The organism is Yinghuangia sp. YIM S10712 (genome assembly GCF_051388935.1).
Classification (GTDB): domain Bacteria; phylum Actinomycetota; class Actinomycetes; order Streptomycetales; family Streptomycetaceae; genus Yinghuangia.
In genome coordinates, this window is the sequence record NZ_JBPKBI010000001.1 from 188363 (window position 1) to 204782 (window position 16420).

General features: G+C 68.7%; 16 protein-coding genes and 1 tRNA gene. 13 read left to right on the top strand and 4 right to left on the bottom strand.

Annotation, left to right across the window (positions count from 1 at the left end):
* Positions 1 to 39: 39 nt before the first annotated feature.
* The 10 genes from ACRX5W_RS00950 to ACRX5W_RS00995 all read left to right on the top strand — a co-directional run bounded on the left by ACRX5W_RS00950 (position 40) and on the right by ACRX5W_RS00995 (position 8517).
* The gene (locus tag ACRX5W_RS00950) at positions 40 to 873 is read left to right on the top strand and encodes a helix-turn-helix domain-containing protein (protein ID WP_436785941.1); all 834 of its coding nucleotides are present in this window, start codon (positions 40 to 42) and stop codon (positions 871 to 873) included.
* 121 nt (positions 874 to 994) lie between these two features.
* A complete protein-coding gene (locus tag ACRX5W_RS00955; protein WP_436785942.1) occupies positions 995 to 1375 on the top strand; it encodes an ATP-binding protein in 381 nt (126 codons plus the stop codon).
* A gap of 154 nt (positions 1376 to 1529) precedes the next feature.
* Entirely contained in the window at positions 1530 to 2372 is an 843-nt protein-coding gene (locus tag ACRX5W_RS00960; protein WP_436786742.1) for a sigma-70 family RNA polymerase sigma factor, read from the top strand.
* Between the two features lie 10 nt (positions 2373 to 2382).
* Positions 2383 to 3216, top strand: coding sequence for an integrase (locus tag ACRX5W_RS00965; protein ID WP_436785943.1), 834 nt, complete (start codon positions 2383 to 2385; stop codon positions 3214 to 3216).
* A gap of 122 nt (positions 3217 to 3338) precedes the next feature.
* The gene (locus tag ACRX5W_RS00970) at positions 3339 to 3737 is read left to right on the top strand and encodes a plasmid replication, integration and excision activator (protein ID WP_436785944.1); all 399 of its coding nucleotides are present in this window, start codon (positions 3339 to 3341) and stop codon (positions 3735 to 3737) included.
* Positions 3738 to 3847: 110 nt separating this feature from the next.
* On the top strand, positions 3848 to 5176 hold the full coding sequence (locus tag ACRX5W_RS00975) for an FtsK/SpoIIIE domain-containing protein (protein WP_436785945.1): 1329 nt from the start codon (positions 3848 to 3850) through the stop codon (positions 5174 to 5176).
* Positions 5173 to 5505 carry a hypothetical protein gene (locus tag ACRX5W_RS00980; RefSeq protein ID WP_436785946.1) on the top strand — a complete coding sequence of 111 codons (333 nt, stop codon included), beginning with the start codon at positions 5173 to 5175 and terminating at the stop codon, positions 5503 to 5505. Before ACRX5W_RS00975 ends, ACRX5W_RS00980 begins: the two co-directional genes overlap by 4 nt.
* A gap of 32 nt (positions 5506 to 5537) precedes the next feature.
* Positions 5538 to 7112 (top strand): replication initiator, encoded by a 1575-nt coding sequence (locus ACRX5W_RS00985; protein ID WP_436785947.1) that lies wholly within the window; start codon positions 5538 to 5540, stop codon positions 7110 to 7112.
* Positions 7109 to 7336 carry an excisionase family DNA-binding protein gene (locus ACRX5W_RS00990; protein ID WP_436785948.1) on the top strand — a complete coding sequence of 76 codons (228 nt, stop codon included), beginning with the start codon at positions 7109 to 7111 and terminating at the stop codon, positions 7334 to 7336. The genes ACRX5W_RS00985 and ACRX5W_RS00990 overlap by 4 nt, the downstream gene beginning before the upstream one ends.
* On the top strand, positions 7336 to 8517 hold the full coding sequence (locus ACRX5W_RS00995; protein WP_436785949.1) for a tyrosine-type recombinase/integrase: 1182 nt from the start codon (positions 7336 to 7338) through the stop codon (positions 8515 to 8517). The genes ACRX5W_RS00990 and ACRX5W_RS00995 overlap by 1 nt, the downstream gene beginning before the upstream one ends.
* Before the next feature lie 50 nt (positions 8518 to 8567).
* Here ACRX5W_RS00995 and ACRX5W_RS01000 read toward each other — a convergent pair.
* Positions 8568 to 8641, bottom strand: a tRNA-Gly gene (locus ACRX5W_RS01000).
* A gap of 134 nt (positions 8642 to 8775) precedes the next feature.
* Here ACRX5W_RS01000 and dcd point away from each other — a divergent pair.
* Together dcd and ACRX5W_RS01010 are read left to right on the top strand one after the other, a co-directional pair.
* Positions 8776 to 9351, top strand: coding sequence for a dCTP deaminase (gene dcd, locus ACRX5W_RS01005; protein WP_436785950.1), 576 nt, complete (start codon positions 8776 to 8778; stop codon positions 9349 to 9351).
* Between the two features lie 15 nt (positions 9352 to 9366).
* Entirely contained in the window at positions 9367 to 9864 is a 498-nt protein-coding gene (locus tag ACRX5W_RS01010) for a phosphoribosyltransferase (protein ID WP_436785951.1), read from the top strand.
* 244 nt (positions 9865 to 10108) lie between these two features.
* Here ACRX5W_RS01010 and ACRX5W_RS01015 read toward each other — a convergent pair whose 3' ends face one another.
* The 3 genes from ACRX5W_RS01015 to ACRX5W_RS01025 all read right to left on the bottom strand — a co-directional run bounded on the left by ACRX5W_RS01015 (position 10109) and on the right by ACRX5W_RS01025 (position 14470).
* On the bottom strand, positions 10109 to 10741 hold the full coding sequence (locus ACRX5W_RS01015) for a bifunctional DNA primase/polymerase (RefSeq protein ID WP_436785952.1): 633 nt from the start codon (positions 10739 to 10741) through the stop codon (positions 10109 to 10111).
* 298 nt (positions 10742 to 11039) lie between these two features.
* Positions 11040 to 11927: a Yip1 family protein gene (locus ACRX5W_RS01020; RefSeq protein WP_436785953.1), complete on the bottom strand. Its 888-nt coding sequence runs from the start codon at positions 11925 to 11927 to the stop codon at positions 11040 to 11042.
* Between the two features lie 170 nt (positions 11928 to 12097).
* A complete protein-coding gene (locus ACRX5W_RS01025) occupies positions 12098 to 14470 on the bottom strand; it encodes a (Fe-S)-binding protein (protein WP_436785954.1) in 2373 nt (790 codons plus the stop codon).
* 244 nt (positions 14471 to 14714) lie between these two features.
* On the opposite strand from ACRX5W_RS01025, the gene ACRX5W_RS01030 reads away from it, so the two are divergent.
* Positions 14715 to 16373 carry an outer membrane protein assembly factor BamB family protein gene (locus tag ACRX5W_RS01030; protein ID WP_436785955.1) on the top strand — a complete coding sequence of 553 codons (1659 nt, stop codon included), beginning with the start codon at positions 14715 to 14717 and terminating at the stop codon, positions 16371 to 16373.
* The last annotated feature ends 47 nt before the right edge of the window (positions 16374 to 16420 follow it).

The following is a 16420-nucleotide window of genomic DNA, read 5'->3' on the forward strand; positions in this document are numbered from 1 at the left end:
GCAGCTTGCGTGCGGTGGTGAGCTGGTAGAACGTGCGGCATGGTTGACGAACGTCGCGAGCGGTTGCGGGGGTTGGGGGCGCGGGTTCGTCGCCTGCGTACGGATGCTGGGTTGACCGGGGCGGAGCTGGCCTCTCGGGCTGGTGTGGGCCAACCGGCGGTGTCGAAGATCGAGACTGGGCGCATGGTGGCAAGTCCGGATGTGCTGGGGCGACTTGCTGACGCTTTGGGTGTGGCCGGCGACGTGCGCGCTGAGCTGCTGGCGGAGTTGGCTCAGGCGCAACTTGAGATGGGGCCTCGTCGTCGTGGCGTGCGGTGGTTCGTCGGGGATGACGATCCGGTTCGTGGCGCGTCGGCGGTGTGGTCGTTTCAGTGCTCGATGATGCCGCCGCTGGTGCAGACGCCTGAGTACGCGCGGCGCGTGATGGCGACGGCGTGGAATGTGTCGGATGAGGATGCGGCGCGGGTGGTGGCGGCGCGGGTCGAGCGGCAGAGCGCGCTGTACGAGGATGGCCGGTCGTTCGCGTTCGTCGTGACTGAGGGCGCGTTGCGGACTTGGACCGGCGGACTCGCCGTGATGCGGGCCCAGTTGGATCGGTTGGCCATGGTGCAGACGCTTTCCGCGGTGCGGGTCGGCGTCGTTCCGTGGTCGGTGTCGCTGGCGGTTCCGCCTCGGCAGGGGTTCACGGTGTACGACGATCGTTCGGTCGTACTGGAGACCTTCGGGGAAGAGCATCAGGTCACTGATGTCGCGCAAGTCGGGTGGTACCGGCGGCTGTTCGCGGAGTATGAGGCGGCGGCGGTGTACGGCGCTGAGGCTGACGCGTTGATCGGCCGGGTGGTTCGCGACCTGGTGGAGTTGGGCGAGGGTTAGCCGGAAGGCTGATATTCCTCGTATTCCTTGTAGTGCGTGACTGAGGGGAATATTCTCGCCTTCGTTGGGTGTATAGCCCCCTAGACGGAGGGTGTGATCAGTCATGTCTGCACTCGTGTGGGTGCAAGCGTTCCCGGGTGAGCCGACGTCGATCGCTGAGGCTCGCCACTTCGTCGCTGCGCTGCTGATCGGCTGGCCATGCGCTGAGGACGCGCGGCTTGTGGTCAGTGAGTTGGCGACCAACGCGGTCCTTCATACGGCAAGTGGTCGCGGCGGCCGGTTCATCGTGGTGGTTCAGGTCCGTTCGGACCGCGTACGCGTGGGAGTCAAAGATGCCGGCGCTCGGCATGATCCGGTCCTTCACGCTGACGCGGCGAACCGTTCGGCCCTCAACGGGCGCGGATTGTTCCTCGTCGCGGCGCTGGCCAAGGAATGGGGAGTGGAGGGCACCCGCGACGGACGTGTCGTCTGGGCCGAGTTCGCGCGGGATGCGGCGTGCTGAGTTTGCCTACTCACCGTGAGCAGGCTAAATGAGCCCGCGTGGGGTACCGCGTCGCCGTCAGGGCTTCCTGGTCGTGGACGCGCTGACCGGCACTCCTATTCCGGTCGTTTCGTCTAGAGCCCTAGACTTCCTGCATCCGATGAAGGAGGAAACGGTGTCCGTCGACCTGGCGCGCTTCGCTGAGATCGACGACCCGTTTGAGCTGCTGCGGGCGGTGACCGCGCGTCTCGCGGATGCGCAACGTGAGGTCACCGAGCTGGCGCGTCTGCGTCGGGGTGTCGTGCAGGACCTGCACGCGAAAGGCATGTCCTACGCGCAGATCGCGGACGCCGCGGGGTTGAGTCGCGGGCGGATTCATCAGATTCGGCAGTCGGGACCGGCACCTGAGGGCTCGTTCCTCGGCGTCGGCGGGGTCGTCATCGCGACGCCGTTGCGCAAGGACGCACCGGATGCTCGTACGGTCGTCGCGGTGGACGACGTGACCTCGGGCAAGCGGCTAGAAGACTTGGCGCGATCCCTCGGCCTGGACGTCGCGTCCGAACATGTGCCGGTGAGTGGCGACCTGGACCTGAACCGAGACGGCCTGATCGCGGTCTGCGGTCCGCGCATGTCGGCGGACATGGAAGCGACGTACGGCCGTGACCCGGTGCTGCGCTGGGAGAAACCGGACGACGGGCCGTGGACGCTGCGGGACACGCGTACCGGCATCGTGCACCGGTCGGGCATGGACGACGACCCTTCCCGTCCGCAAGATGTCGGGTACCTCGGTCGGCTGCCGCGACCGGACGGCAAGGGCCTGATCCTGACGATCGCGGGCATTCACACGCCGGGCTCGCTCGGCGTGGTTCACCTCCTGGTCAACGATCTGGCGGCCCTGTTCGGGCGGGTCGGTTCGCACGCCTTCTCGACGCTGGTGAGTGTCGACTTCGACCCGGACACGCACGAACCGAGAAACGTCGAACTGCTGACTCCGCTCTATCGCCACGACGGCTCCTGACGGAGGACCCGTGCTCGTCCGCTCCGCCACCCTGCCCGCAAACCACCATGCGGTGAACGAGGACTTCACGGCGGCGACGCCGAGTGCCGCGGTCCTTCTCGACGGCGCGGGGACACCATCCGGCCTGGATACCGGGTGCGTTCACGGCGTCGCGTGGTTCGCACGGACGCTGGGCGCGATGCTCCTGGCGGAGATCACCGGCAACGAGGAACGGTCGCTTGCGGATTGCCTGGCGACAGCCATCGACGACGTGGCCGACCGCCACGCATCCACATGCGACCTGGAGAACCCGTTGACGCCGTCGGCAACGGTGGTGGCGGTCCGGCTTCGGGGGCCCGAACTTCATTACCTGGTCTTGTCGGACTCGGTCCTCGTCCTCGATCGTCCAGACGGTCCGTTGGTCGTGACCGATGACCGGCTTGACGTGCTGGGGCGTTCCCGCCCGAACACGCTGGACAGTCTGCGGCTGGGCACGGACGAACACGCGGCGGCTTTGCGGCGGGCTGTCGCGGGCACTGCCCAGTATCGGAACCGTCCGGGCGGGTTTTGGGTTGCGAGTACGGACCCGAAAGCCGCTGCTCAAGCCTTCACGGGCGCTGTTCCGGTGGGCGGGTTGCGCTCGGCGCTGCTGTTGAGTGACGGGGCCAGTCGCCTGGTGGACTGCTTCGGGCTGGCGTGCTGGTCGGAGTTGACCGGGCTTGTGGTCGACTCCGGGCCGGCGGAACTCATCCGCCGAGTGCGGGCCGCTGAGGCTGAGGACCCGACAGGGGAGCGTTGGCCGCGGGGCAAGGCGGAAGACGACGCGACCGCTGTCCTGTGCCGCTTCGATGGCGACACGGCCTGATCTCTGAGTACCCCCCTAGACAGTTCGCGCATCGTCGCTTACTGTGGTCGTCAACCCCCCTAGACATTTCGGGGTCGGCGTCCGCTGGTCGTGTCTAGGGGGGTACTCAAAAGGGAGGCGCGGTGGCGCTCAAGGGTGCGATTCCGGTGGCGTTCGGGGACGTGTTCCCGGCGGGTGCGTTCGCGACGAAGGTCGAGGCGGTCGCGGACTTCGATGCGTCGAAGGGTGGTTCGCGGGTTCAGGCGCGGGACAAGGCGACGGGCCTTCCGATGTGGGCGGTCTCGGTGACCGACCCGGACCCGGACGCGCGGGAGACCTCGGCGAAGGTCAAGATCCCGGCGTCCGTCGAGCCGACCTTGCCCGATGAGTTGCCGGGACTGCCGTTCCGGCCGGTGGAGTTCGAGGGGCTGACTGTGACCCCGTACGTGAACGGGTCGGGGCGTCTGGCGTACTCGTTCAAGGCGACGGGCCTGCGGGCGCCGTCGGGTGTGCCGGTCAAGGCGGCGGCGAAAGCGGGCTGACTGCCTGCGACTTCATGGGTGGTCCCGGTGCCGGGGACTTTGGCGGGTCGTGGCACCGGGACCGCTCCCTCTCCCTGATCTGACGATCTTTCGAAGGGGCGTTGTCCATCATGTCAACATCTCGGGGGCTGGACTGGCGCACGGTCGCGTACGTCGCGGGCGGCCTGGTCCTGCTGTACACGCTGGCCGAAGCGCAGTTCGGCCCGGCCGGTTCGTTCCTCGTCGCCGCGGGCCTCATCGTCGCCCTGGTGGCGGTGGTGTGGTGGTGGTTCTTCTCGTTCGCGGGTCACGTGCGGCGCGGCTGGCCGAAGCTGACGCACGGCCTGGGCCTGTGGAAGCAGGACCCGATCAAGCGCATCAACGAAGAGTTCTCCTACACCTGGCCGAGCATCACGCGGGTCAAGCGCGTGCAAGGCGGGTTCACGGTCTGGGTGACCCTGCTGCCCGGTCAGACCCCGGGGGACCTCGGGGACCATACGGAAGCGATCGCGCACGCGTGGCGGGTGTTCCGGGTCGACTGCTCGTCTCCCATGCGCGGGGTCGTCGTGTTGCGGGCGTGGGTAGCGGATCCGCTCGATAGCCCGTTCGGTCCGACGGCGCTGGCCATGCCGGGGCTGCGGGACGTCGAGGCGAAAGCGGATCCGCTGCCTGACCCGTGGGCGCCGACGTACGACTCGGTGGAACTCGGGCGGTGCGACGACGGTTCGCCGTGGGTGCTGCGGCTCCACGGCACTCACGTCCTGGTGGCGGGTGTGACCGGGGCCGGCAAGGGCTCGATCCTGTGGGGCGTCACCCGCGGACTCCTCCCCGCTGCCCGCGCTGGCCTGGTCGAGCTGTGGGCGTGCGACCCGAAGCGGATGGAACTTTCGTACGGCCGGGCTCTGTTTCAGCGGTACTCCAGCGACCCGGCCGAGATGGTCGAGATGCTCGAAGACGCGGTGGCGGAGATGTCCGCGCGGGCGGACCGGTTCGCGGGCAAAGTGCGGAAGCACGAACCGTCCACCGACTGCCCGTTCATCGTCGTGATGGTCGACGAACTCGCGTTCCTGACCGCGTACCAGCCGGACCGGGACCTGCGGAAACGCGCGGACGCGGCGTTGGCGACCCTGACCAGTCAGGGCCGCTCGGTCGGGTTCTGCGTCCTGGGGGCGCTCCAGGACCCGCGCAAGGAAGTCATGAACATCCGGAACCTGTTCCCGGACCGCATCGCGCTGCGGCTCGATGAGCCGGGACAGGTCGACATGGTCTTGGGCAACGGCGCACGGGACCGAGGCGCGACGGCTGACTTGATCTCCCCGGTTCCCGAACTCGGGGCGGGCGTCGGGTTCGTCAAGCGCGAGACGCAACCGGAACCGGTGCGGGTACGGGCGGCGTACGTCTCTGACGCCGACATTGACGCGCTGGTCCGTGACTTCCCGGCGGGCGGTGGCGCGGCGTGATCGTCGACACGGGTTCTGAGATCGACATGGGGCGGGCGGCGGTCGCGCTGCGGTGCTTCGCGGACTTCATCGCGTGCCGCCCGTCCCTGCCCAAGCTCGCCGACGTCCGGCTCGCCTGGTCCTACGTGGATCGGTGCTGGTCGTTCTCCGGGCAGCTGCACCACCCGGTGTCGGTCGACGCGCTGACGCTGTGGAGCTGCGCGATTGACGATGCGGTGATCACGGCGCGGGAGTTGAGCCCCCGTACGGTGCAGCACGAAGTGTCCGGCACGGTTCACGGCCACCTGATCGCGGTCTGGCTCCACGAGTCGGTCGGCGGTGACGCATGACCGCCCGGACGACGCGGGCGGAGCGGGCCCGCATGCCTCTCGCGAAAGCAGTCGTGCGGGCCGCTGCCCTCGAACACGGGGTGTGCATCCGTCCGGTCGCGCTGCGGCGCACGGACATCACGACGGGGGCTGTCGAGATCATCGATGTCCCGTGTGGGGCGACGTTGGCGAGCGTGTGCCCGTCGTGCGCGGAACGCAAGCGGCAGCTTCGGATGGCGCAGTGCCGCGAGGGATGGCACCTGACCGAGGAACCGGACCTTGCGGCGGACGAACCGTCCGACTGGCAGCGGTGGTTGGTCGAAAGCCGCGCGGACCTCACCGCGGCGCATGACGCGGCCGGCGGGGCCGAACGCGAACAGCTCGGTGAGGACCTGGCGGCGCTCGATGAGGAGATCGCGTCCACGGGCGTGCGGGGCAAGGTGGACCCGGACAAGACATCCCGTCGGGTGCGGTCGACTCGGCGACGACAGGACGTGGTCGACCTGCCTAGGCGGCCCGTTGAGGCGCGGACGGTCGGCAAGGCGTACACGACACCGGACGGGAAGACGTTCCGGCCGTCGCTGTTCGTCACGCTCACCCTGCCCTCGTACGGGCGGGTGCGGTCGGACGGAACGCCGGTCGATCCGACGTCGTACGACTACCGGCGGGCCGCGCGTGACGCCCTGCACTTCTCGAAGCTGGTGGACCGGTTCATTCAGAACCTGCGGCGCTTCGTCGGCTTCGATGTCCAATACTTCGCGGCCGTCGAACCCCAACGGCGGTTGGCGCCACACATTCACCTCGCGATCCGCGGGACCGTGTCCCGGGCGGAGCTGCGGCAAGTCGCGGCGGCGACGTACCACCAAGTGTGGTGGCCGAACTGCGATGAGCCGGTGTACGCCGACGACGCGGCCCCGGCCTGGGACGACGAACAACAGGCGTACGTCGATGCGGAAACCGGCGTCGCACTGCCCACCTGGGACGACGCGCTTGACGACCTGGACGCGGACGACGACGCGGAACCGGTCCACGTCGCCCGGTTCGGCGTGCAGGTCGACGCGAAGGGCGTCCTCGTCGGCTCGGCGGACGCGCGCCGCTGCATCGGCTACCTGGCCAAATACCTGAACAAGTCCGCGCACGAATGCCACGAGCCGGCGAGCGACGCCGAACGCGCGCACGTCGACCGGCTGATGGACGAACTCCGGTACGAACCGTGCTCTCCTGCGTGCGCGAACTGGCTGCGGTACGGCGTCCAACCGAAGAACGCACGCGATGGCATGCGGCCGGGCCACTGCAAGGCGAAAGCTCACCGCCGCACGCACCTGGGCTACGGCGGACGCCGGGTCCTGGTCTCCCGCAAGTGGTCCGGCAAGTCCCTGGCCGACCACAAGCACGAACGACGCGCCTGGGTCCTCGACCTCCTCGGCGAGATGGCCGACCAAGGCGACGACCCCAACCGCTACGTCTGGGAACACGCGGCCCCATCAGACCCCGACGTCCCGTCCATCTCACACCGCCTCTTAAGAGCGGTCTCCGAACGCGTGCGCTGGCGGAACGCACTCGACGCGGCCAGAGCGGCGGCAGACGGACAGTACGAAAATTCGGCAACTCGGGGGAGGGCGGCATGACCGCGAAGAACACTGACCGCCTGCTGACGGTCAAGGAAGCGGCCGAACTGCTCGGCACAACAGAGCGCTTCCCGCGGCGACTGATCGCGGAACGGCGGATCGCGTACGTCAAGGTGGGCTCGCACGTCCGGATTCGGGCGAGCGTGCTTGAGGCGTATCTGCTCGCGAACACGGTTGAGCCGGTGCGGCGTCGCGTTCGGCCTCGGTGGCGGGGGGCTGCCTGATGGCGCGCAAGCGTAAGCAGAACCGTCGGACTTTCGGTGCGATTCGTCGGCTGCCGTCGGGCAAGTATCAGGCGCGGTATACCGGTCCGGACGGGGCCCGCTACTCGGCGCCCGATCCGTTCGAGACGTTGACGGATGCGGACGACTGGCTTGCTGCCAAGCAGACCGAGATCAAGCAACAGAGCTGGCGCGACCCAGACGCTGGCGCGGTGAACTTCGAAACGTACGCACTGCTGTGGGTCGAGGAACGCGAACTCGCCGCGACCACGGAAGAGCTGTACCGGCGGCTGCTGCGTCTGCACATCCTTCCGACGTTCGGGGCCCTCGACCTCGACGAGATCACGCCTCCGCGCGTCCGGGCCTGGCACGCGGAACGCAGGAGGGCGACGGGGGCGACGACGGTCGCGAAGTCGTACCGCCTGCTCAAGGGCATCCTTCAAACGGCCTTCGAGGAAGACGAGTTGATCCGGCGCAACCCGTGCCGGATCAAGAACGGCGGGCGTGAGTCGGCTCCCGAACGGTCGATCGCCACCGTCGCCCAGGTCGACGCACTTGCGGACGCGGTGGGGCCTCGCTGGCGGCTGATGGTCTACTTCGCGGCGTACGCGACACTCCGGCCGGAAGAACAAGCCGAACTCCGGCGCGAGGATGTCGACACCGAAGCGCGGACGCTGTCCATCACCCAAGCGTCGCCCGAACTCACCACGGGCCGCCGGGTCACCGGTGAGACGAAGTCGGCGGCGGGACGGCGCAAGGTCGTCTACCCGGCGTTCCTGGACCTCGAAGTGAAGCGGCACCTGGACTGGTTCGCGGAGAAAGAACCGGACGGACTGCTCTTCGTCGGCGAGAAAGGCGCGCCGTTCCGGCGGTCGACGTTCGGGCGAAAGTGGCGCAAGGCGCGTACCGCAGTCGGCCTTTCTGACGACTTCCATTTCTACGACCTGCGGCACACGGGCAACACGCTGGCTGCACAGTCGGGCGCGACGCTCAAAGAGCTGATGGTCCGCGCCGGCCACTCGACCGAGCGGGCCGCGATGATCTATCAGCACTCGACCGACGAGCGGCAACGCGAGATCGCGGACGGCCTGGACGCGAAGGTACGCCGTGACCGTGACCGTGGCAAGGGCACCGGACCGACCGACGGGCACGCTAAGGGCACGCCTAGGGCACGAGACGCTTGACAGTTGCAGGAAACAACAAAGGCCCGGGTCTCTGACCTGGGCCTTTACCTTGGAGCGGGCGACGAGAATCGAACTCGCGCTCTGAGCTTGGGAAGCTCATGTTCTACCATTAAACTACGCCCGCGCAGCGGTCCCTCTGAGGGTCTCGCGGGTCACACTGTACCCGATGGGGCGGAGCGGGTGCAGCGGCTTTCCACAGGGGCCGGGGTTGGGGACGGCGGTTGGGTGTCTGGTCTGGGCAGCGACTACGCTCGCTGTGTGCTGCTTTCGGACAAGGACATTCGTGCGGAGATCGACGCCGGTCGGGTGGGGATCGACCCTTTTGAGCCGGGTATGGTCCAGCCGTCCAGTGTCGATGTCCGGCTTGACAGGTTTTTTCGGGTTTTCGAGAACCATCGGTATCCGCATATCGACCCCGCTGTGGAGCAGCCGGATCTGACGCGGCTTGTCGAGCCGGAGGGGGATGAGCCGTTCATCCTGCATCCGGGGGAGTTCGTGCTCGCGTCGACGTATGAGGTCATCCGGTTGCCCGACGATGTGGCGAGCCGGTTGGAGGGGAAGAGTTCGCTGGGGCGGCTCGGGTTGTTGACGCATTCGACGGCGGGGTTCATCGATCCGGGGTTCTCGGGGCATGTGACGCTTGAGCTGTCGAATGTGGCGACGCTGCCGATCAAGTTGTGGCCCGGGATGAAGATCGGGCAGCTGTGCCTGTTCCGGTTGTCGTCGCCGGCTGAATTTCCGTACGGGTCCTCGGTGTACGGGTCGCGCTATCAGGGGCAGCGGGGGCCGACGGCGTCGCGGTCGTTCCAGAATTTCCATCGCACCCCTATCTGATCGGGGCGTTCCGGCATGTCCGATGTGCGTGAGAATCTGACCTGGGATCTCCTCGGCGCAGCCACACGGGAGTTGGCCGCGCGAGTGGTGGCCGACGGCTATGAGCCGGACATCATCCTCTCCATCGCCCGCGGCGGGGTGTTCGCGGCCGGGGCGCTGGCGTACGCACTCGATGTGAAGAACCTGCACCTGATCAACGTGGAGTTCTACACGGGCGTCGGCACCACGCTCGAAATGCCGATCATGCTGGCACCGGTGCCGAACATCATCGATTTCACGGACAAGAAGGTGCTGGTCGCCGACGACGTCGCGGATACCGGCAACACCTTGAGGCTGGTCAGGGACTTCTGCGAGGACGCCGTCGCCGATGTTCGGTGTGCGGTGATCTACGAGAAGCCGCAGTCGTCCGTGAAGTGCGAATACGTATGGAAGTACACCGAGGACTGGATCAATTTCCCGTGGTCGGTGCTGCCGCCTGTGGCCCGGCGGGACGGCCAGGTCCTCGACGCGTAGACGCGGAAGCGGCTGAGACAACCACCCGGGGACAGCCGAGAGAAACGCAAACGCCGCCGACCCCGACGCCGACGGAGTGGGCGGCTCCGAGGGCGGCGGGGGCGGCGCACGGGACTACGCGGTGCTCACGCCGGTCCTGGACCCGGCAGGCGGTGCCGGGTCGGGTGGTGCGTGCGTGGCCTGGCCGGGCAAGGCGGCCGCGCGGCGGGCGGTCGGACCGGGTGGGCAGGCAGCGTTCAACCACTCACCTCCTCATGCATGTGTCGGGCGCGGTCGGGTCCTGGAGGCAGCAGCGGACGAGCGTGCCCAGGACTTCCACGGCTTCGGGCAACCGCCGGTCGGCCGGGTCGGGGGCGACGGCCCAGCGCGGTTCCACGCCGCCGAAGCCGCCGGGTCCGGCCGGGGCGGGGGTGACGTGGCCGAGGCCGTGGTGGCGTACGTCGACGTGTGCGGCGTCGTTGTGGTCGATCGTGTACCAGTAGACGTCGCGGGCGCCGGGGCGTACGAGGAACAGAAGTCGGTCGGAGGGCACATGCACCACCGGCCCCGATGCGAACCCGAGATGTCCCAGCTCGTGGATCGCCGCGTAGCCGACGTGCGCGGGGGCGTCGAGGACGTCGAATTCGAGCCCGGTGGCGAGCAGGACCGAGTACGGCCGCCGCCCCCACCACGCCCTGATCACGTCCGCCGAGCGGCTGGCCGCGGTGACGTCGGCCCCGTCGCCGGGGTGGGCGCCGGGCTCTGGGCAGCGCGGTGACCGGCAGGAGCAGCGGCCCTGGTCGACGTACGCGCCGGGCACCACGGGCCAGCCTCGGTCCGTCGCGTAGAAGAGGGCGGCTGCCTGGAGTGCCGCCCGGGTGCGTCTCCGCACGAGCATGTCCGGTCCTTAACCGCGGCGGTCGGACGTCCCGTGACTGGTCCGGAGCCGACAGGCCCCGCACCTGAGTGAGGGACCGCCGCGTGGTCGCGTGTGCTGGATGTGCCGTTCCTTCTCGTCGTGGTTCGGTGAGACCGACGGAATCACCGACTGAAACGAGGAAACCGCGTCGCGCACGCGACGGGAAGATCCATCCGAGGACCGTCTGTGACCGCTTGTGGTCCGGGTGGTCCGCTTGTGGTCCGCTTTGCTCGGACCGGCTGGTTCATCCGGTTCGCGGTGATTTCCTCGGGTACCGTCAGCCGGTCACCGGGAGCTTCAACGCGACCAGCAGAGCGATCAGCTGGACCGACACCGCGCCCAGGGCGCGCGGCCAAGGCAGTTCGTGTACGCGCATCGCGACGGCGGTGAGCAGCCACGCGGTGAGCGCCAAGGACGCGAGCCCGAGAGCGAAGAGAGCCGTATTCTCGTCGTTCGCGAACAACGACACAACCAGCCGCGGGGCATCGGCCAGCCACGTGGTGAGAGCGGCGAGTGTGATGAACGGGCCAGCGTCGCCGTTCCCGCCGAGCGACCGGGCGAGGATCGTCGACACCCAGCCGAGCACGAGGAGGAACGCGGGCACCAGCACCGCGCTGATCAGCACCGCCGGGACGCTTGTGCTCAGGGTGCTGGTGAGGATCTGGTCCCGTGCCGTGTCGTTGGCGATCATCGCCAGCACGCCGCATATCGCCGAGACGATCAGCGCCGGCCACCAGAAGGCCTGGTCGCGGGCCCGGTCCAGGGTCGACAGCGGCCGCGTGGCCAGGCCGCTGAGCACTTCCTGCCAGATGAGCGGGCGCGCGGGTGCGGCGGGCGGGGCGTACGGCTGGCCGGGGTAGCCCTGGTTCCGTTCGGACCGCCTCGGGGTGGGCGGTGGTACGGCGGGCGTTACCTGGGTGTAGCCGGCGGGCATTTCGCCGTAGACGTAGATGCTGGTCTCGTCGGGCAGCGCGAGCGGACCGGCGCTGTACGCGGACGCGGGAGCCGGCGGCGGCTGCGGCGACCCGTTGGACTGCGGCGGCCGGGGCCGGTTCTGCGGCAGCGGCCGACCGTACTGGTCGTACTGCACGGGCGGTTCGGGCTGCTGGCCGTAAGGGTCGTACGCGTCGTACGGCTCGTATGGGTAGCGGTCGTTGCCGGTCACACCCCGAAGGTACCGGTGTGCGGGAAGCGGCGCTGCGGCGGGAGCGCAGTTGTTGCCGAGCCGGTGCAACCCCGTGTCCCAGCACGGAAAACGGCGGTGGACCCGACCGGTCCACCGCCGTTTTCGTCCGCGGATCGAGCGTTCGCTGAACGATCCCGATCGCGAGGAAGTTACTTCGCCTCGGCCCCCGACGCGTCGGATGCACCGGGCGTCCCGGACGCTTCCGCAGCCGGCGAAGTGCCGTTGGCGGACGTCCCGTTCGCCGAACCGGCGGCCGGTGCGGATCCGGCGGCATCCGCCGTGCCCGAACCCACGGCCGCGCCCACCAGCTCCGGCGCCTTCACCGACTGAAGCAGGAGCTGCGAGACGTCGACGACCTGCGTCGACTCCTTCGCCTGGCCGCTCTGCTTCTTGCCGGTGACCGAGTCGGACAGCATGACGAGGCAGAACGGGCACGCGGTCGAGACGATGTCCGGGTTGAGCGCCAGCGCCTCGTCGACGCGCTCGTTGTTGATGCGCTTGCCGATGCGCTCTTCCATCCACATGCGCGCACCGCCGGCGCCGCAGCAGAAGCCGCGCTCCTTGTGCCGGTGCATCTCCTCGTTCCGCAGGCCCGGAACCTTGGCGATGATTTCGCGCGGCGGTGTGTAGATCTTGTTGTGCCGCCCGAGGTAGCACGGGTCGTGGTAGGTGATGAGCCCTTCGACCGGTCCCACCGGCACGAGGCGTCCCTCGTCGACCAGGTGTTGCAGGAGCTGCGTGTGGTGGATGACCTCGAACTGCCCGCCGAGCTGCGGGTATTCGTTCGCGATCGTGTTGAAGCAGTGCGGGCAGGTGGTGACGATGCGCTTCTTCGACGCGGGCAGCTTGGTCGACTCGTCCTCGTCGTCCTCGCCGAAGGCCATGTTCAGCGTCGCGACGTTCTGCGCGCCGAGCATCTGGAACAGGAACTCGTTGCCGAGGCGGCGGGCGGAGTCACCGGTGCACGACTCCTCCTTGCCGAGGATCGCGTACTTGACGCCCGCGATGTGCAGGAGCTCGGCGAAGGCCTTGGTGGTCTTCTTCGCGCGGTCCTCCAGCGCGCCGGCGCAGCCGACCCAGTAGAGGTACTCGACCTCGGACGGCTCGATGTCCTGGCCCATGATCGGCACCTCGATGCCGGTGGCCTTCTTGAGCTCCTTGGTCCAGTCCAGGCGCGCCTTGGCCGCGAGGCCCCACGGGTTGCCCTTGTTCTCCAGGCCCTTGAGCATCGTGGCCGCCTCGGACGGGAACGCCGACTCGATCAGCACCTGGTAGCGGCGCATGTCGACGATGTGGTCCACGTGCTCGATGTCGACCGGGCACTGCTCGACGCAGGCGCCGCAGGTCGTGCACGACCACAGCACGTCGGGGTCGATGATGCCGCCGTCCGCCGCGGTCCCGACGAGCGGGCGCTCGGCCTCCGCGAGGGCCGCCGCGGGGACCTTGGCGAGCTGCTCCTCGGTGCCCTTCTCGTCGCCGCCGAGGTCCTTGCCGCCGCCGGCGAGGAGGTACGGGGCCTTCGCGAACGCGTGCTCACGCAGCGACATGATCAGCAGCTTGGGAGACAGCGGCTTGCCGGTGTTCCACGCGGGGCACTGGGACTGGCAGCGTCCGCATTCGGTGCAGGTCGCGAAGTCGAGCAGGCCCTTCCACGAGAAGTGCTCCACCTGGCCGACGCCGAAGATGTCGTCGTCCTTGGGGTCCTCGAAGTCGATCGGCTGACCGCCGGAGGTCATCGGCTGGAGCGCGCCGAGCGCGACACCGCCGGACTGCTCGCGCTTGAAGTAGATGTTGAAGAACGCCGTGAAGCGGTGCCACGCGACGCCCATCGAGGGGTTGAGGCCGATGGTGGTCGCCCAGCCCATGGAGATCACGATCTTGAGCATCGCGACGACGTAGATGAGGTTCTCCAGGCTGCCCGTCGACAGTCCCTCGAACGCCTTCACCAGCGGGTACGAGAACGGGTAGTGCGCGTTCCACGACTCCTCGCCGTTGATCGCGCCTTCCAGTCCGCGCAGCGTCATGATGCACAGGCCGACACCGAGGACGACGCCCTCGACGAAGTACGCCTGCCAGAACGTGGAACCCGCGAAGCGCGACTTGCGTCCTGCCAGGCGAGGGTGATTGAGCTGACGGATGACGATCAGCGCCACGATGGCCAGGATCGTCGTCAGACCCATGAACTCCTCGAAGAAGTTCCAGACCACCCAGTGACCGATGATCGGCAGGTGGAATTCGGCGTCGAACAGTTGGCCGTACGCGGTGACCAGGGTCAGGAACAGCGCCCCGAACCCGACCATGACGAACCAGTGGGCGAAGCCGACAATGCCCCACTTGAGCATCCGGGTGTGACCCAGGATCTCGGTGAGCATGTTCGCGAGGCGCGTGCCGACCGGTCCCGAGCGACCGAGTACCGGTTGACCGAGCTTCACGTACTGATAGATGTACGCGGCGGCGCGCCCGAGCAGGGCGAAGCCGACCACGCTGATGACCAGCGCTATGACGATGGCGGCAAGCTGCATCGCGGTTCTGCTCCTCCGGTGGGACGTCCCTTCCGGGGCGTATTACGGCCGTCAGCGTAAGGCCGTGCTGGGATCTTACCGACAAGTAACTAATCCGCCGAACGAATGATCTCCATCACGGTCGATAATCGGCCCGTCAGCCTTCCTTACCGTCATGCTGTCATGGCGCGTGATGCGCCCTTGCGCCACCTCCCCATCTGTGCCTCCGATGAGCCGGAGCGCGCGCCGATCTAGCATCCGGCGCATGTCCGACCAGCAGCCGCCTCCGCCGCCGCAGCCGAGCTACCGACCGGGCCCCGAGCCGACGCCTCCGCCGCCGCGGCCGAGCCACCAGCCGAGCCGCCAACCGGGCCCCGAGACGACGCCTTCGCCGCCGTCCAACGCCGCGGTGCAGCCGCCCGCGCCTCCGTCCTGGCAGCCGGGTCAGTTCGGTCGGTTCGCGCAGCCGGGCGGGCCGGGGCATCCCCCCGCTCCGCCCGGATACCCACCCGCGTACCCGCCCGCTCCGCCCGCACCCCCCGGGGCGCGGCGCAAGCGCTCGGCGCTGGTCGCGTCGGGCGTGGCCTTGGCCCTGGTCGCCGGGATCGGCGCGTGGTTCGCCTTCTCGGGGTCCGACGACGACGGCAAGTCCTCCTCGGCGAGCCCGGCTCCTCCCGCGGGCGCGTCCGGGGCCGCGCAACCGTCGGTGCCGCCCGCCCCGAAAGCGGCACCCGTCGAACTGCACGAGGCATGGACCCCCGCGGGCGCAGGCGCGTCCAAGTCGGGCGATCGGCGCGGCGGTTGGGTCGGGGAGACGAAGGTCTTCGTGGTGGGGGAGACCGGCATAGCGGTGTACGACTCGGCGACCGGCGCCGAGGCGGCTCCCGTCGCCGGGCTTCCGGCCCCCCTGACCATCTGCGAATCGGTCGCGCAGCCCGTCGGCGGAGTCGGCCTGATCGGTTCGGAAGGCCCTTCGGGCGACTGCGACACCGTCTTTGCGGTGGACCTCGACCAGGGCACCGTCCTGTGGACGCACCGGATCGCCGAGTTCGAGTCCGCCTGGGAGATGGCGCTGAGCGCGGACGGCGGCAAGGCCGTGGTCGCTGCCGCGTCGTCGGTGTTCGCGTACGACCTGCGCAGCGGCGCCCAGTTGTGGACGTGGCCGGCGCCCGAGGCCGGGGACGGCATATATCGCGATAACTGGGATGTTCGAGATGTGCTCGTGTCCGGTGCGAACGTCGCTGTGACGTTGCAGCGCGACGACACGTACTCGGTGAAGTACGTCGGCGGCGTCGCGGTCCTCGACATCGCGACCGGGGCGCTGCGGGGGGAGGTCGCGCTCGACAACGGCCCCGACAGTTGGCCGAGCCTGCTCTCGGCGTCGCCCGTCGTCGTCTTCGACGAATGGAACGCCACGGGCACGCTCGGGGAGAGGGACGGCAAGATCATCGTGTACGACGACTCCCTGAAGGCCGTCTCTGAGCTGCCGGTGGGCGAAGAGAACGCCATCGTGTTCGAGCGCAGCAGCCTGCACGACACCAACCGCCACGCGGGGAGCGTCCTCGTGCGCGACGGTGTCCTCTACGCCGCTCTCGGTGCGGCGCAGGATCCGCGCAGTGTGGGGGCGTACGACCTGGCCACCGGCAAGCGCACATGGTCCGCGCCGGCGGGGCTGCCGGGCTACCCGACCCCGGTGTCGGTGGACGGGCAGGGCGTGCTGTTCATCATCTCGGAGAGCTATTCCGGCCGGGCGACGCTGCTGCGCTTCCCGTTCGCGGGCGGGCCCCCGGCGGTCGTCCACGAACTGGTCTCCGAAGACCTCGCCTTCGACCGCGAGGGGACGGTGACCGTCGCGGGCGGGCGGGTGGTGCTGTTCAGCGGGCGGAGTTCGCAGGCCGTGGTCCAGGTTTTCGGGGCGCCGTGACGCGGTCGTTCCACGACCATGCGCACTTCGGATCAGTAAAGTTGAGT

What these genes read in the sequence shown, in the direction of transcription:
- ACRX5W_RS00950 (WP_436785941.1), top strand. Translation starts at nt 40, where the DNA reads ATGGTTGACGAACGTCGCGAGCGGTTGCGGGGGTTGGGGGCGCGGGTT.
- ACRX5W_RS00975 (WP_436785945.1), top strand. Translation starts at nt 3,848, where the DNA reads ATGTCAACATCTCGGGGGCTGGACTGGCGCACGGTCGCGTACGTCGCG.
- ACRX5W_RS00985 (WP_436785947.1), top strand. Translation starts at nt 5,538, where the DNA reads ATGCCTCTCGCGAAAGCAGTCGTGCGGGCCGCTGCCCTCGAACACGGG.
- ACRX5W_RS00990 (WP_436785948.1), top strand. Translation starts at nt 7,109, where the DNA reads ATGACCGCGAAGAACACTGACCGCCTGCTGACGGTCAAGGAAGCGGCC.
- ACRX5W_RS00995 (WP_436785949.1), top strand. Translation starts at nt 7,336, where the DNA reads ATGGCGCGCAAGCGTAAGCAGAACCGTCGGACTTTCGGTGCGATTCGT.
- ACRX5W_RS01010 (WP_436785951.1), top strand. Translation starts at nt 9,367, where the DNA reads ATGTCCGATGTGCGTGAGAATCTGACCTGGGATCTCCTCGGCGCAGCC.
- ACRX5W_RS01015 (WP_436785952.1), bottom strand. Translation starts at nt 10,741, where the DNA reads ATGCTCGTGCGGAGACGCACCCGGGCGGCACTCCAGGCAGCCGCCCTC.
- ACRX5W_RS01025 (WP_436785954.1), bottom strand. Translation starts at nt 14,470, where the DNA reads ATGCAGCTTGCCGCCATCGTCATAGCGCTGGTCATCAGCGTGGTCGGC.
- ACRX5W_RS01030 (WP_436785955.1), top strand. Translation starts at nt 14,715, where the DNA reads ATGTCCGACCAGCAGCCGCCTCCGCCGCCGCAGCCGAGCTACCGACCG.